We start from the raw sequence: 16,513 nt of genomic DNA on the forward strand, positions 1-16,513 counted from the left end.
ACTTTGTTCCAACTTTGAGATTAAGGGGTTTCCAGTGCAAACGCCACAATCTGATTTCCTTTTTCCGCGCCTAATTTCTCGCCGCCACAGGCAATGGCGATATATTGTTTTCCGTTGACCTCGTACATGGCCGGGGTCGCAAAGGCCGCTGCCGGAAGTTTATATTCCCAAAGAATGTCACCCGTGCGTTTGTCGAAAACCCGAAAATAACCGTCGCGTGTGGCACCGATAAATAACAATCCGTTTTCGGTAACAACGGGCCCGCCGTAGTTTTCGGTGCCCGTTCCCTTACCTTTCTCGCCCAATTCGGGAGTATCCCCAAAGGGAATCGACCAAAGATATTCTCCAGAATTTAAGTCGATGGCATGCAGGGTGCCCCACGGTGGACTAATGCCGGGCAGACCTTTGCTATCTAGAAATTTGTCGTAACCGGTGTGTTTGTAGTTAATCGCACCGTTGGATTTGATGCTGTCAGCTCTGTCTTTTTCAACGACATTGTGCTTGACTTCCTCGCCCCATAAAAACCGTAAAAGCGCCTCTTTTTCATCGTCTTTTATTTGCGGAAAGCCCGTCATCATCCCTTTACCTTTAAGGATAATGGTGGCCACCTCCTTTTTTTCCTTACGTAATTGCAGATCCAATAGCGACGGGAAACCGCTGGCCGTCAAACCTTTTCTGTCAGCCTGATGGCAACTTACACAGTATTTTTGGTATGTCGCCTCGCCCAAGGGCATCCCTTCGGCCACTTCGTCTGCGGGCGCAACTTGTATGTTCCAAGCCATTTCGTTGGCATTGACATAGAGAATGCCCTCTTCGGGATCAACTGCTGCCCCGCCCCATTCAGCCGCCCCATCATAGCCCGGAAGTAAAAACCCCCGGGTCAAAGCGGGCGGTGCGTATTGTCGTTTATCACTTTCCTTAAAAATCTTTAATAACTCCTCTTTGTTTTCGGCAAACGGACTGATATCGTTTTCCGTCAAATCCTGAGACTGTCGGGCAAAGGGTTTGGGCTTTGTCGGGATCGGTTGTGTGGGCCAGGCCTTTTCTCCTTCCAAAGTCGATTCGGGTACGGGCACTTCCTCAATATCGAACAACGGTTCCCCGGTCAGCCGATTGAACACATAAACGTAGCCCTGTTTGGTCACTTGGGCAACGGCAGGAATATTTTTTTCATCGCGAGTTACCGTCAAAAGATTGGGCGGGGCCGGGGGATCGCGATCCCAAATATCATGGTGGGTCAATTGAAAATGCCAAATGCGTTCGCCCGTATTTCCATCCAACGCCAAAAGACAGTTTGCATAAAGAGTGCTCCCCAAGCGATTACGCCCATAAAAATCGGGCGCGGCAGAACCTGTGGGCACATAAATGATACCGGCTTCCTCATCGACGGCCATACCGGCCCAATTATTGGCCGCCCCGACAAGATCGTCTTTAAAGGCTTGCTTGTTTTCCCACGTTTCATAGCCTTCCTCCCCTGGATGGGGAATGGTGTGGAATACCCAGGCCAATTCTCCGGTAACGACACTAAAGGCCATAATATCGCCCGATGGCGCTCCCTCGCCTTCCGATAAGCGCAAAGGCATCACAATAAGGTCTTTATAAATGGCTCCGGGGGTGTTCGAAATGACGAATTTCTCCTTGGCCGATTCGGGCATTCCGGAACGCAAATCGATTTTTCCATTATTTCCAAAGGAAGGAATCGGTTTTCCGGTCAGGGCATCCAATGCAAAAAGATCTGGGCCACGGGTTACCAAAATCCGCTTGTCGTCTTCTTTTTCCCAATAGGACACCCCCCGACTGGTCGAGTGCCACACCTTTTCGGAATCGCCGAATTGCCAGATTTCCTTACCCGTTCCGGCGTTCAGCGCAACGACCCGAAGTGCCGCGGTTACCCCGTATAAAACACTGTCGACAACCAAAGGATTCATCTGCATTTGTCCCCAATCATCAGCTTCGTATGACCAGGCGATCTTGAGGTTTTTGACGTTATCTTTTGTGATTTTCGAAAGGGTGGAGTAATGGCTTCGACCCGGATCGCCCAAGTAAGACGACCAAGTTTTATATTCTTTTTTTTCGGTGTTTTTTTCTTCGGATGGGCTACAGCCCAAAATGACCAAAGAGAAAACCATCAGCACAAACGAGTATTTGCAAAAGACCATGATCGACAGCGTGTAATCACTAAAAATAATTAAAAATACCTTTTCAATATAGTCGTAACAGCTTCTTTGTACGAACCGCCGAACAAATTCAAATGCACCAGCAAATAATACAGTTGATAAATCGCATTGCGGGCGGTTTCACCTCCAATTTTCGGGAAATGTGCTGAATATGCATCGTAAAAAGCAGTATCGAATCCTGCGAACAATCGGGTCATGGCAATATCGACCTCATGATGCCCGTGATAAACCGCAGGATCGATAAGGTACGGAATCCCATCTTGCGAAATCAGATAGTTACCGCCCCATAGGTCGCCATGTAAAAGTGAAGGTTTTAGGTCGTAGGGGAAGCGATTCGAACAACTTTTTAACAGGATTTCCTCCGAAGGAATTTCAGAATATTGCAGAAGATTTTTGGCAAGCGCCATTTTCATTTGGGGAAGCAATCTTTCAAAAACATAAAAATCGGCCCAAACGGAATACTTTTTGTTTGCTTGTGGTAGGTTACCTATAAAATTGTCGCTATCCCAACCGAACTGTTCGACCCCCGATACTTTGTGCAATGCCGCCAATTGGTGTCCAAGAAGCTCCATGTCTTTTCGAGACGCTTTTTTCGGCTCGATATATTCCATCAACAGAAATGCCCCTGTCTCCATTTTTTCGCATAGCAATACTTTTGGTGTCGCAATCGTATTCGTTCGCGAAATCGCTTCCAATCCTTTTTTTTCGGCCAAGTACATTTCATAGATCTTAGCGCCCTGATTTGTCTTGCAGAAAAAACGGTCCGTTTTTGTTTCCAATAAAAAAGCTTGGGAAATATCGCCACCTGAAATTGGCCGAACCCGCTCAACGGTAACGCTCAACAAGTTTCCAATGGTGACCTTAACATGTTCGTCCATTGAAATCAAAGTTTGAATTTCTGACGGAAACGGGCAATATTGAATCCTTTTTCCAAGACTTTCTGCGATTGCGGACTTTCCTGTTTCAGTAAGGGGTTGGTGTGATTGAGGTGTATAAAATGGATTTTTTGCTTTTCGGAAGATGGTAAATCCTTAAACAGTGCCATACTTTCAATAACGAAAGGATGTGGAATTTCAGAAATATCGCGATTGTCGATTTCCTCGGCATCGTAAAATGCGGCATCAAGAAAGGCATAATCCACTTTTGCTATTTCATCGATTATGTTCGTCTCCCATTTTCCCCATTTATCGATATCGGGAATAAAAAGCACACTTTTATGGGGTCCGATGATACGGTAACCTACGGTTTCGGAATATTCATCGCGATGTGGAACGGTAAATGGCACTATGGTTATATTCGGGGCCAACACGAGTTTCTGCCCATCGGAAATAGGCATTAATTCGACATTTTTATTGGAAACCAACTGGCTCCAAGGCCCATTTTCTTCCAAAAAGACTTTCATTTTGGGCATTGAATAAACGGCAACATTTCGTGCGTTTGTCGCCTCCTTGCCCAAATACATTAGCCCCGTATAATGACCGATATGGGCGTGAGTCGGAAAGATTGCGTTCGGTATTTCTGGAGCGTCCCTAAAAGCGGTGTTTTTCAATATTTTTAACTGCTCGGCAATGTCGGGTGTAGCTTCAAAAAGGAAGGTTTTTCGGTTTTGGGCATCTATCAATCCTAACGAAACGACTTTTCTTTCCGGATCCGGATTATCGAAAAGTTCAATGCAGCATTCTTTTTGACAGGCAATGTGGGGAGAGCCAGCATCTTGTACGGTGCCTAAAATGACGAGCGACACATCATCACCATCCTTGAAACCGTCCTTGATTTCGGGTAAATTTTGCGCAAACAACGGGACTACCGTTGCGGCGAGGAGAATGCTACAAAATGTCTTTATCAAAAGCGTATTAGTTGGTCGTTAAGAACTCTCTTATATCATTGGAGAGTTTTATTAGATCGGGTTCATGCGTGTACATCATGTGTCCGGCTTCATAATAGGTCATTTTTACACGATCAGTGACGATTCCGTTGCGGGCAAAGGTGTATTCAGCGTCGAAAAAGGGGGTAATCAGGTCATAATACCCGCTGGCGACCATAACCTTCATCGCCGGATTGCGACGCATGGTCTCCCCCAAATAGGGTGCCGTATTTACGGGCATTGGCTCCCAATATTGACTGTCGGGCACCGTTCTCCAGCGCCAACCGCTGCCTCCTCCAGAGGTAATATAGGGCCTATCCATTTTGATGTTTAGCTCAGATGCGAAGTAGTGGTTCAATGCAGCGGTATATGCCGAACTGATCTGATAGCTTGCTGCGTCGCCCAAATGCGGGCTTTCGGAAACTTTGTCGGCTTCGTCGCCCATAAATCGCCCATCCAATCGCCCAATGGCCAGACCTTTGTCTTCCAACAGCTTTTTTTGAAAACGCCCCATTAAAATCCGTAGGTCTGAATACAGAATATACTTTTTGTCCAATCCCGTGAAGTAGCTCAGTTTTTCGGCTATGGCATTTTTTTCAGAGTCGTCCAAAAGATTTCCCTTATAAAGTGCTGCGGTATAAGCGTCGTATGTAAATTGCCGACACTCTTCGACAAAGTCTTCCAAAGTCTTTCCCTGACCCGCCTTTTTATGATACCAAGCGGTCGCCGCCATACTGGGCAGATATGTGATGTACGATGTCATATTATGGTGGATCGAGGTCGATCCGGCATAGTCGAGGGCTTGAGAAATCAAGATCATTCCGTTCAGGGCCATGTTCTGCCCAGAACCCTCAAGTGCTTTTCCCAAATAAGCGGCACGGGTGGTTCCATAACTTTCTCCCGCCAAATACTTTGGAGAGAACCAACGCTCATTGTCGGTTACCCATTTTCGAATGAATTGGGCAAAAGAGTCGACATCTTCCTTTAAACCGTAAAAATCTTTGTCTTTTCCTTTTCCGACCAAGCGGCTATAGCCCGTTCCTACGGGGTCTATGAACACCAAATCCGTAAGGTCGAGCAAACCATGCTCGTTTTTTACCAAATTATAGGGTGCGGCACCGTCATCTTGCTTTGCATCGGAATCCACTTTTACCACTTTTGGGCCGAAGAAGCCCATATGAAGCCACATCGATGCAGATCCGGGCCCACCGTTGAAAACAAAGGTCACGGGTCTTTTACGAACGTCCCCAATCGGGGTTTTTGTGTAGGCCACAGACCAAAATGACGCAATGGAATCCCCTTTTTTGTCGATAAGAAAGGTTTCTTTGGCCGTTGCGGTATAGTTGATGGTCTTGCCGCCGAAAATACCTTGATGCGAAGTCACGAATGACTTCGCCCTTGGAATGGGTTTGATTTTTTCTTTTTCACCTTCTTGCGCGTTTAAAAAAAATAAACAGATTGAAAATAGCCCGATCAATATTTTTCTGGTCATTGTAAGTTTATTTGGTTCTAATTTGTCTTTCTCCGGTGTGGTCGACACCTTTTTCCCGTTCGAGTTGGATCATGGCCTTTGGCCGAAAGTTGGTGATGAATGCCCTTCTATTATCCGAGGTGGAGTTACCTCGACTATAGTGCAATGTTCCTCCTTGGTGAAAGACACATGATCCGGGCCGAAGCTCTATGTATACGGAATTCTCCTCGCTTCCCTCACATTTCAAGGCGCCTTTGTTTCCGGTCTGCTCGTGGGGCAATATGGGCGATAAATGCGACTTCGGGGTGTACCACATGCAGCCGTTTTCTTTATAGGCATGGTCAATGGCGACCCAGCAGCTTGCTGCCCTTTTATCGGGCATGTCGATCCAATAAGCGGCATCTTGGTGCCAAGGGGTTATGGTGTCGGTATAAGGGGCTTTATTGATCAACATATCAAAGTCGAGCTCAATATCGTTGCCCATAAGTTCTTTCGCCATTGCAAGGGTTTTTTGGTGCAAAGGTTTATGTACCAGGTCAGGAACCAACTTACTGGGTACCATTATCTGGGTAATCTTCTCTTCTTTATTATCACCGCCTGAAAGGTCTGAACGGTATCTTGAGGCATCGATACGGTTGTCTAAAAATGAAGCGTAAAGATTACTGTAATAGGCCGTTTCTTCTACAGTTAATAGATTTTCAACGACCAGATAGCCTTCTTCGTCAAAAAAAGTCTTTTGTTTAGCATTGAGCTGTTGCATGGTCTGATATTTACAAGAATTAATTTGGAGGCTCTCATAGTTTTGAGGCTGAGTCTGCACAAAACTAAGATAGCCATAAAAAGGAAACTGCAGAATAGATTGGCACATTAATGGAAATGGCAATATTTTTTCTACATTAGGGGAAATAACCACCAAAATTTCCAAGCCATGTCTCAACTCAGCGACAATGTTTCGAAACGTCTGTTCTCTTTGGATGTTTTTCGAGGACTTACCATGTTTTTGCTCATTGCGGAAGCTGCGGGCTTTCACCATAATTTCACTGAATTGACCGATGGGACAGTGTTTTCGGGATTGGCCCATCAATTGCACCATCATCCTTGGAACGGACTCCGATTCTGGGATTTGATCCAACCTTTTTTCATGTTCATTGTTGGGGTTGCCATGCCTTTTTCCCTTCGCAAAAGATTGGCGTCCGGTAGCCGCTCCGAAGCTACAAGACATATTTTCAAACGCTGTTTTTTGCTTTTTGCCTTCGGGGCATTGTTGCATTGTGTCTATTCGCACGAGTTGGTTTGGGAGCTTTGGAACGTATTGGTGCAATTGGCCTTTACCATTCTTATCGCGTATGCCATTATGAACCTGCCGAATAAAACACAGATCGGAATATCAGTGGGCCTGTTGGTGCTTACCGAAATCTTATACCGTGCCTACAACCCGGAAGCGCCCTACGTACAGGGGCATGATAGTTTTGGCTCTTATATAGACATGCTGGTCATGGGCAAGGTAAACAACGGGTATTGGGTTTTCGTGAATTTTATACCTACCGCCGCACATACCATTTGGGGCGTAGTCTGTGGCCGGATTTTACTTTCCGATGCTTCGCCGAAAGAGAAGCTAAGACCCTTCTTGATTTGGGGGGCCGCTATTTTGATTTTAGGGTTTGCCATGGATTTGTTGAACATCACACCTATTATCAAAAGGATAGCGACCACATCGTTTACCTTGGCTTCGGGAGGAATCGCAATTTTGACCTTGGCCTTGTTCTATTGGGCGATCGATGTAAAAAACAACCATAACAAATGGCTCAAAATCTTTTCGGTGGTGGGCACCAACTCCATTTTTATCTATTTGTTTGCCGAAACGGTTGGAGCGCAATGGTTTCGAGATTTTGGCAAGATTTGGACGGAAGGACTACTTGCCCCGATAGGAGTTTCAGAAAAGGTCATTATGGTCATCAACGCCCTTTTCGTGCTGTTCATATTTTGGTATATCACCTATTTTCTTGACAAAAAGAGGGTGTATTTCAAAGTATGAGCTTAAAATCTACTAATATTTGGTAACTGACCGTTAAGTCGGTAATGGGCCTACCGTTTCTCGAAACGCTTCAGCTCTAAACGGCTTATTGCCCTTAAAAAACCGATAAGTGCCTTTTTACATTGAATTGATCGATAAATTGCCGGTAATAAGACCACTTGGTCTGTTGTGCAGGCTGGTAAAAAGATGAAATCAAAGGTCTTCAGGATACTTTCCGGCAGTTGTCCAGCCCCCATCGACGGGAATCAGCTGGCCGTTGATGTGGGAAGCCCCGTCAGAAAGCAAAAATAGACAGGTGTTGGCGATGTCTTCCGGTCTTCCAACTCTTTTGTTTGGGTTCAACCTTCCCCAAAAACCTGCATAGTCGGGTTGTTCTTTGGCTGTTCGCTCGGTCAAGGTTGCTCCGGGCGCAATGGTATTCACGGTAATTTGGTGTTCGCCGAGTTCGTAAGCAAGATTCTGCCCCATAAACTGAAGGGCCGCCTTGGTCATGCCATAAGCGGTCAGATTATGATAGGCCCGAACACCCACTTGGGAAGACATAAGCACGATACGCCCACCTGTACCTTGTTTGATCATTTCTTTGGCGGCGCGCTGTGCCAAGAAAAAGGCCCCTTGAAGATTCAACTTGACGACCTTTTGAAAAGAATCGGGCGTAAATTCGAGAAAATCACCAAATAACGTAATTCCCGCATTCGGGATCACAAAATCCAAACGTCCAAAATGGTCGAGCGTAAAATCGACCATTTTGTTGATGGTAGGTACGTCGCCCGCATCTCCAACAAAAAAATGACAGCTTCCGGAGAATGCTCCATCGAGTTCAGAGGCGGCCTTATTTCCACGGCCTTCGTCAACATCGTTGAGCACTACATTTGCACCTGCTTTTAGCAAAAGCGATGCAATGGCATAGCCGATTCCCTCACCCGCTCCGGTAACTATGGCGACCTTATCTTTTATTCCCGAGTACTGCATTAAAATAGTTTATGGGCATTCCCTTAACGTCGGATTCGTATACAAAAAGTCCGCCGCTGAGCGGATATTCTTCAAGCTGCTTTTGGTCGAGTCCACTTCTTGCTGTGGTAATATACAAGGTTTTCAAATCTTTTCCACCAAAACAACAGGAAGTAACGTGCGGAGCGGGCACCTCGATTTTCTCCAAAACTTGTCCCGTGGAAGGGCTCCATCTTCGCAAGCAATTTCCACCCCAATGGGCAATCCAGAGCATATCTTCTTCATCGATACTCATACCGTCGGGACTGCCATAGTCTTTTGGAATATTAAAAAGGGATTTTTCATTGGAAATCGTTCCCCCAATGTTGTCATAATCGAAAACCTTTACCTCGAAAGTTGGGCTATCGATATAGTAAAACTTCTTTTTATCGGAAGACCAGGCCATGCCATTTGAAACGGATGTGTTCGGTATTTGAAACGAGTATTGAAACTCAGGGGTTACACAAAAAAAGTTACCGGCATTGGGCGCACAGTGCTTCTCCATGGTACCTATCCAGAAGTTACCGTTTGGACCGACCTTTCCATCATTGAACCGTAGCAAAGGATTTGAATTTTCCAATACGCCGTGCTTCTTCAGCTGCCCGGTTATTGGATCAAACGCTGCCAGGCCTTTTTCCATGGCCAAAAGGAGTTCCCCATTTTTTTGGGGAACTGCGGCCCCTATCATTTCGTCGAAAGACCATTCTTTACTTGTTTCTGTTGAGGGACTATACCCGTGCAGTTTGTAGCCCTCGATATCGACCCAAAAAAGAAACTGTTTGTTGAAATCCCATACAGGACCCTCGCCGAGAATTGATCGGGTGTCCAGTAACAGTTCGGCTTGGTGGGTCTTGACGATGGTTTTGCTTTTGGCAGAAAGTTACGGAATTTAAACCGTCATTCTAAAATGTGCCTATTGAAGTATTGCGTTATATTTTCCATTATTTCCCAACAGTTCGGTTGCCGCCAAAATGGCCTCATCATGTGAAAGATAGTATTGATAAAGTCCTTCACGATAGAAATAACGTTTGATAATCTCGTCTTCCAGATTTTTGCGAATTTCTTTTTGATAAGTGTCCAATGCCGCCATTTTGCTTTTGTCTATATCGGCCAGCAATTTTTTGAAATCATTTTCAATGGCATCGTTGAAAATAACTTCTTCACGATCGGTCAATGCTTCTTTCAGGGTCTTTTCGGTCTTGGTCTGAAACGAAAAGTCACTTTGGGCCACATGGTTTTTGAAGCTTTCGAAATCAGTGTCCGAAAATGTAAACGAATCTGGGTCCGAAACCCCGTTTTTGTAGTAGAAGTCGGTGGCAAAATCAAAAATGACATGATCGTTCAATAAGGCGGCCGTCAAGTCGTTCGATTTTAAGGAGGCAATTTCAATATCGGGGAGCACTCCGCCACCATCTTGGACCTTGCGCCCATTGCGGGTCTTAAAATCGTTATAGGTCGTTGTGCGCACGGCATTGCCATCCGCGTCGCGGTTCCAATAATCCAATGATTGAATGCAGCGCCCTGAAGGGGTGTAATAACGGCTAATGGTCACTTTGAGCTGTGTGCCGTAGGTCAGGCGCAAAGGTCGCTGTACAAGTCCTTTTCCGAAACTACGCCCTCCCATGACAACGGCCCGATCAAGATCTTGTAGACTTCCCGAAACGATCTCACTGGCCGAGGCACTGCTGCCGTTTACCAAAACCACTAATGGAATTTCGGTATCAACTGGCTTGTTCCGGGTCTTATATTCCTGGTTGAATTTTTTGACCTTTGACTTCGTCGTTACGATCAGTTCGCCTTTGTCGACAAAGAGATTGGTCACGTTAATGGCCTCCGAAAGTAACCCGCCCGGATTCCCCCGAAGGTCCAAAATAATTTTGTCCGCTCCTTGGCCCTTTAGGTCGATCAATGCCGCTTTTGTCTGGCCTGAGGCCTTGGCGTTGAATTTTGCCAAAACAATGTAGCCGGTCTTGTCATCGACCATTTTATAAAATGGTACTGCATCGACCTCGACACCTGAACGTTCGATTGTCGCTGTTTTGGTTTCGCCCTGTCTTTTATAGGTAATGGCAACCGAGGTATTGTTGGCGCCTTTTAATAACTCGCTTGCATTATCGTCGAAATCGGCGACCGTAATATCTCCGATTTTAATGATTTCGTCGCCAGCTTTGAGTCCGGCTTTGTCAGCGGGGTAATCCTTATAGGGCTCGACCACGACCAAACGGTCATCGTAAGAACGTACCAGGGCGCCGATACCCGAATATTCGCCCGCATTATTGATTTTGTAGGTCTCGACATCTTGTTCGTTCAAAAATTTGGTGTAGGGATCCAGCTCATCGAGCATGTTTTTTATGGCCGTATCCATCAATTCTGCCGGATTGGTCTCATCAACATAGTTCATGTTCAACTCTTTGAACAGGGTAGTGAAGATTTCTATCTGTTTGGCGATTTCGAAGAAGTCGCTCTTAAAACCGCTTCCGACCACCAAAAATGCAACGGCCAAAATCGGAATCAAAACCTGTCTTTTAATCATCTTTTTCATGGTTTATCGTTTCGATAAATTTTCCTAATAGTTTTTGCATGCCGTCTTCCACTTCCGAAAATGTAGGCATCTCCTTCCCAAGGTATAAAAATAGAAACGCAAAAGCACTATCGCTATTGTTAAAAACAAGATGTTTGTTAAGGCGATAAGCTTCGCGCAGCAATCGTTTGATCCGGTTTCTTTTGACCGCGCTTTTAAAATTCTTTTTTGGAACTGCCACCCCTGCCTGAACCTTTACTTTTTCCGGGAGTTCGGCCGATAGGTAAATGAGCTTGATCGGAAAGCAAGAAACCCCCTTTCCTTCAGCGAACAGACGATCTATGAGTTTAGAGCTCTTTAATTTTTCTTTTTTTGGGAATGCATTCGACATACCATGTAAAAGTAAAATAAAAACCACAGTTGAAGCATATGACATTTGTCATAGTAAGAGCATTGAGAAGCCCATATATTCGAAATGCGTCTTAATTATACTCTGAAGGCATGGGAGATCTAAAGGTCGAGAAATTAAAAGGAGGAGCAAAGAAAGCCAAATATATCACACACCTATTGAACGATATTGAAGCCTTGCAACTCATGCTCGAAGAAGGCCTGTTCGAAAAAAGCCCGATTCGGATCGGAGCGGAGCAGGAGTTTTGCCTGGTCGATGAAAACTGGGAACCATCAACCGGGGCTTTGAAGGTGCTGGAAGCCTTGAACGACCCCCATTTTACCACAGAATTGGCACTCTATAATCTTGAGGCCAATCTCGACCCGTTGGTATTGACTGGCGATTGTTTTTCTAAAATGCACCATACACTCAATGCCTTATTGTCAAAAGCCCGTAATGTGGCGCAGAAGCTGGGTCTTAAAATAGTGCTCACCGGTATTTTGCCCACGATCGATACGACGCATTTGAACATGTCGTTCATGACACCAATGAAAAGGTATAGCATATTGGACGAAACGATACGCGAACTGCGAGGTGACGACCTTGAGCTTCATATACGAGGTGCCGACGAAATCAACCTCCATCATGACTCCATTCTATTTGAGGGGTGCAACACCAGTTTTCAATTGCATCTTCAGATTGACCCCGATGATTTCGCCAACAGCTATAATTGGGCCCAGGCGATTGCAGGCCCCATACTGTCAATCTGTGCGAATTCACCTTTATTGATGGGCCGGGAGCTATGGCAAGAGACCCGAATCGCCCTTTTTACCCAGAGCGTAGACACCCGTGCAAGTACCTTTTATCTTAACGAACGGGAAGCCCGTGTCAATTTTGGCCATGATTGGGCGCGCGGTTCGGCGGCGGACTATTTCAAGGACAATATCATTCGTTTCAGAAGCCTCTTGACAGCAGAATTCGAAACCGATAGTTTAAAGGAATTAAAAGCGGGGCATATTCCGAAATTAAAAGCCCTGGGCCTGCATAATGGAACGGTTTATAAATGGAACAGGGTCTGTTATGGAGTGACCGACAACAAACCGCACATACGCATTGAAAATCGATATTTGCCGTCTGGTCCGACAACGGCCGATGAAATGGCCAATATGATGTTTTGGGTTGGCGTGATGCAGGGCAGGCCTAGGGAGTTTGACAATATTCACCTAAAATTTAATTTTAAGGATATCAAAAGCAATTTCTACCATGCTGCCAGGTATGGCAATGCGGCGCAGTTTTATTGGGATGGAAAATTGCTGTCGAGCAGCGCATTGTTGCTGGATCATTTTTTGCCCATGGCCTATCGGGGCTTGTACCGCATGAATGTTTCCCCTAAGGATGTGGAACACTATTTGGGAATTATCGAAAACAGGATTAAAGGAAGAAACGGGGCGCAATGGATGGTACAGAGTTATCGCCGGGTATTAAAAAAACACAAACCACCGGAAGCCTTGAAAATTTTAAATGCTACAATGCATGAAAGGGAGCGGAGAGGATATAATGTTGATGCATGGGAATTGGCAAAAGGCAATGAACAAACCGTCCGAAATAAAGAAACTACAGTTGGCCAACGCATGAGTTCGAAAATAATCAGTGCACAGCAAAACGATAGTGCTGAACTGGTGTTAAAGATGATGCTTTGGAAAAATATTCACCATGTGCCCGTGATGGACATGCATTATAATCTTGTTGGACTCGTGACATGGACCGATGTCGGCGATTACTTGAACAATCCGAAAATGATGCGCACCACCCTTGAAAAAATCATGAGAACTGATTTGATCACAACTTCTACAGATACTAGTGTAAAGGAGGCCGAAAAATTGATGGAACTGAATCAAATTAATTGTCTTCCAGTGGTTCGAGACAAGAAACTAATGGGAATTATTACCTCAAATGACATTTAAATGCCCGAAGAAACAATTACAGTACCTACAATAATACGGTCAAATCGGTTAATAGGGCATTTAAAAGGACAAGACAAGGGCCCCACGATTTTCTTCTTCGGAGGAATACATGGTAATGAAAAGGCGGGGGTTGTCGCCATTGAAAAAGTTTTTGAACAACTGCAATCAATGACCGAAACTCTTTCGGGATCGGTTATCGGAATTCAAGGCAACACCCCGGCATTGTTTCAGAACAAACGTTTTTTGGATACTGATCTTAATCGTCTCTGGACGACGAAGAATATCGATCGCATCAAATCGAAGCAAGAATCCGAACTTGGCATTGAAGAAAAAGAGCTGTTGGGCATTCACGATTTGATTATCTCTTTATTGAATGCCCAGTCGCCTCCTTTCTACTTTATCGACCTACATACGACATCGAGTAAGACCCTGCCTTTTGTAACCATAAACGATGCCTTGATCAACAGAAATTTTGCCAAGCTTTTTCCAGTTCCTATTATTTTGGGGATCGAAGAATTTCTAGAAGGCCCGCTCTTGAGCTACATGAACGAAAAGGGGTATGTGTCCTTAGGGTTCGAATCGGGCCAACATGAGGTAATAAGTGCAGTGGACAATGCCGTTGCATTTATTTGGCTCACATTGGTCAATACCGGGGCACTGCCCAAGAACGAGATACCTTTTTTCAAGCCCCATTTCGAGCAACTTGAAAATGCGGCAAAGGGCAACAGCACTTTTTATGAGGTCGAACAACGATTTGCCCTGTCCAAAAACGATGAATTCATAATGTATCCGGGATTTGAGAGTTTTCAGAAAGTGAAAAAAGGCACCATACTCGGAGTTAATAATGATATAAAGGTCGAAACGCCGAAATCGTCGCAGTTGTTCATGCCTTTGTACCAAAAGCAGGGCGCGGAAGCATTTTTTTTAATCCGGGAAATACCCAAATGGATTCTCAAAATTTCCGAAGTGCTGAGAAAAATAAAAGCAGATAATCTTCTTGTTGCATTGCCCGGCATTAAATGGAACGATTCCGGCCGAGGAAGTCTGAAGGTCAACCTCAAGATAGCCCGGTTTTATGCGAAATCATTGTTTCACCTCTTGGGTTACCGTAACCGCACCATCGATTCGACCCATATCATAATCCAAAATAGGGAACGCAATGCCAGAAACGATATGTATCGCAATGAGCCTTGGTTTTGATGACCTCGATTAAACCCGATTATCAATCTTTTGGAAGCGTTTGGGCCTGCCAAATATTGTTCTCTTTGTCAATATCGGCCATTAACTGCGACGGATCGATTATAACGGCTTTGATATCTTCCAGAGGCCTATCTACTGTAAAATTATAGTTATTTGAGGCCCATGACCAGTCCTCTAGAACCGTTCGCTTCAATTGCGGATAAGGGTTTTCCTTTTCGCCACGCATCATTCGCAAAGGCGCATAGAAAGTCTCTTGGGTACCGTCATTGTATACCACAAGAATATCAATTGGCATGGGCATAAGACCGATACGTTCCATTGCAATTTTTGTCTTGTTGCCATCTGCCGCAACTTCTTTAATGCCATAATCGATCGTATTCGTGGTCTGTGTCCAATCGGTCAAGTACCAATCAAGTTCGATTCCCGAAATTTTTTCGGCGGTACGCTTGATATCGTTGGGCACAGGATGTTTGAATTTAAAATCGGCATAATATTTTCGCAGTGTCTCCATTAACTTGTCCTGACCAATGACGTAACCCAACTGAGCGAGGAATACGGCTCCTTTGCTGTAAGCCGAAATACCGTAGGCCATATTGTTCACATAGCGATCGGCATGGGCGGCTTGAGGCATTTCCTGCCCTGATTTGACCAAATGGTAATATCCGTTGTAGGAATTCTCAAAGGGATTTTCCTTGTTCTGTTCCCTTATTTCATTACTACATAGTGCCGAAATGAACGAGGTAAAGCCCTCGTCCATCCATTCGTGTTTGGTTTCATTGGTGGCGAGCACATGCTGAAACCATGAGTGCGCCAATTCGTGAATCATAGTGCCGATGACACTGCCAGGTTTATCGCCACCGGTAATCAAGGTCGCCATCGCGTATTCCATACCTCCGTCACCTCCTTGAATCACGGAATATTGCTCGTAAGGATATTCGCCGATATTTCTGTTAAAAAATTGCATGGCCTTTTCGGTCAACGGTTGTACCGCTTTCCATGTGTCCTCATATTTTTTGTCGTTCTTGTACAAGAAATGAAGTGTGGGGCCATTTTCCATTTGCAGGGTGTCGTGAACATATTCTGGATCTGCAGCCCACACAAAATCATGTACCATTGGGGCCTTAAAATGCCAGGTCAAGGTTTTACCTTTTGGCCTATCGACCTTTGTGCCGGAAGCTTCATAACCATAACCTATTTGCTGGGGGTTCTGTAAATAACCCGTACCCCCGACGATATAATCTTTGTCAATCGTCAGTTTTACATCAAAATTGCCCCATACACCATGAAATTCCCTGGCAATATAGGGGCCGGCGTGCCAGCCCTCAAAATCATATTCGGCCAACTTTGGGTACCACTGGCTCATTGACAATGCAACACCATCTTTATTGTTTCGTCCCGATCTTCGTATTTGAACGGGCACCTGTCCTTCGAACTGCATGTCAAAGGTTGTTTTCCCACCAGACGGAATAGGTTTTGCTAGCTCTACGACCAAAACAGTACCTTCTTCGGTGAAATCGACCGGACTCCCATCTTGGGTCAAGGCCGTAACATGTAAATAGCCTATTTCGCTTTCGGTAAGCGACGCAATCCTACTTTTTTTGTCTTCGGTAACCATTCGACCGTCGGGATCTGCGATGCTCTGTAAACGCATATCCATTTCACTACCGGGTTGAAAGGCATTGAAATACAAGTGATAATACACCCGGCTCAATTCATCGGGTGAGTTGTTGGTGTAGACCAATTTTTGTGAACCGTTGTATCGATAATTCTCGACGTTCATGTTCACTGCCATCGTATAATCGACGTGTTGTTGCCAATATGAAGTATTTTGGGCATTCAAGAATGATGAAAACCCTAAAAATAAAAGTGCTCCAATTAAGGAAGCCGTATTCATTCGCATAAA

General features: G+C 45.0%; 13 protein-coding genes. 3 read left to right on the forward strand and 10 right to left on the reverse strand.

The window, feature by feature from the left end; genetic code table 11:
* Nucleotides 1-20: 20 nt before the first annotated feature.
* The 5 genes from ACEZ3G_RS06510 to ACEZ3G_RS06530 are packed head-to-tail and all read right to left on the reverse strand — an operon-like array spanning nt 21 to nt 6,272.
* Complete coding sequence (locus ACEZ3G_RS06510) at nt 21-2,129, reverse strand: pyrroloquinoline quinone-dependent dehydrogenase (protein WP_432425152.1); 2,109 nt, start codon at nt 2,127-2,129, stop codon at nt 21-23.
* A 59-nt stretch (nt 2,130-2,188) separates the two neighbouring features.
* Nucleotides 2,189-3,055, reverse strand: a complete 867-nt coding sequence (locus ACEZ3G_RS06515; protein WP_432424638.1) for a fructosamine kinase family protein — start codon at nt 3,053-3,055, stop codon at nt 2,189-2,191.
* Between the two features lie 5 nt (nt 3,056-3,060).
* Nucleotides 3,061-4,023, reverse strand: a complete 963-nt coding sequence (locus ACEZ3G_RS06520) for an MBL fold metallo-hydrolase (protein WP_432424639.1) — start codon at nt 4,021-4,023, stop codon at nt 3,061-3,063.
* Between the two features lie 7 nt (nt 4,024-4,030).
* Complete coding sequence (locus ACEZ3G_RS06525) at nt 4,031-5,533, reverse strand: S10 family peptidase (protein ID WP_432424640.1); 1,503 nt, start codon at nt 5,531-5,533, stop codon at nt 4,031-4,033.
* A gap of 7 nt (nt 5,534-5,540) precedes the next feature.
* A complete protein-coding gene (locus ACEZ3G_RS06530; protein ID WP_432424641.1) occupies nt 5,541-6,272 on the reverse strand; it encodes a phytanoyl-CoA dioxygenase family protein in 732 nt (243 codons plus the stop codon).
* Nucleotides 6,273-6,440: 168 nt separating this feature from the next.
* On the opposite strand from ACEZ3G_RS06530, the gene ACEZ3G_RS06535 reads away from it, so the two are divergent.
* Nucleotides 6,441-7,547, forward strand: a complete 1,107-nt coding sequence (locus tag ACEZ3G_RS06535) for an acyltransferase family protein (protein WP_432424642.1) — start codon at nt 6,441-6,443, stop codon at nt 7,545-7,547.
* A 192-nt stretch (nt 7,548-7,739) separates the two neighbouring features.
* On the opposite strand, the gene ACEZ3G_RS06540 is transcribed toward ACEZ3G_RS06535, so the two are convergent.
* From ACEZ3G_RS06540 to rnpA, 4 genes are read right to left on the reverse strand one after another with little or no spacing between them, the layout of a single operon-like run.
* Entirely contained in the window at nt 7,740-8,519 is a 780-nt protein-coding gene (locus tag ACEZ3G_RS06540) for an SDR family NAD(P)-dependent oxidoreductase (protein WP_432424643.1), read from the reverse strand.
* Nucleotides 8,494-9,396 carry an SMP-30/gluconolactonase/LRE family protein gene (locus tag ACEZ3G_RS06545; RefSeq protein ID WP_432425153.1) on the reverse strand — a complete coding sequence of 301 codons (903 nt, stop codon included), beginning with the start codon at nt 9,394-9,396 and terminating at the stop codon, nt 8,494-8,496. Before ACEZ3G_RS06545 ends, ACEZ3G_RS06540 begins: the two co-directional genes overlap by 26 nt.
* Nucleotides 9,397-9,450: 54 nt before the next feature.
* Complete coding sequence (locus ACEZ3G_RS06550; RefSeq protein ID WP_432424644.1) at nt 9,451-11,079, reverse strand: S41 family peptidase; 1,629 nt, start codon at nt 11,077-11,079, stop codon at nt 9,451-9,453.
* Nucleotides 11,063-11,449, reverse strand: coding sequence for a ribonuclease P protein component (rnpA, locus tag ACEZ3G_RS06555; RefSeq protein WP_432424645.1), 387 nt, complete (start codon nt 11,447-11,449; stop codon nt 11,063-11,065). Before rnpA ends, ACEZ3G_RS06550 begins: the two co-directional genes overlap by 17 nt.
* Before the next feature lie 110 nt (nt 11,450-11,559).
* Between rnpA and ACEZ3G_RS06560 the strand changes: the two genes are divergently transcribed.
* Both ACEZ3G_RS06560 and ACEZ3G_RS06565 read left to right on the forward strand, forming a co-directional pair.
* Nucleotides 11,560-13,410 (forward strand): CBS domain-containing protein, encoded by a 1,851-nt coding sequence (locus tag ACEZ3G_RS06560; RefSeq protein WP_432424646.1) that lies wholly within the window; start codon nt 11,560-11,562, stop codon nt 13,408-13,410.
* Nucleotides 13,411-14,610, forward strand: coding sequence for a succinylglutamate desuccinylase/aspartoacylase family protein (locus ACEZ3G_RS06565; RefSeq protein ID WP_432424647.1), 1,200 nt, complete (start codon nt 13,411-13,413; stop codon nt 14,608-14,610). It begins immediately after the preceding gene.
* Between the two features lie 22 nt (nt 14,611-14,632).
* Here ACEZ3G_RS06565 and ACEZ3G_RS06570 read toward each other — a convergent pair whose 3' ends face one another.
* Nucleotides 14,633-16,504: a M1 family metallopeptidase gene (locus ACEZ3G_RS06570; RefSeq protein WP_432425154.1), complete on the reverse strand. Its 1,872-nt coding sequence runs from the start codon at nt 16,502-16,504 to the stop codon at nt 14,633-14,635.
* Nucleotides 16,505-16,513: the final 9 nt, after the last annotated feature.

This window comes from Meishania litoralis, assembly GCF_042611095.1.
Taxonomy (GTDB): Bacteria; Bacteroidota; Bacteroidia; order Flavobacteriales; family Flavobacteriaceae; genus Meishania; species Meishania litoralis.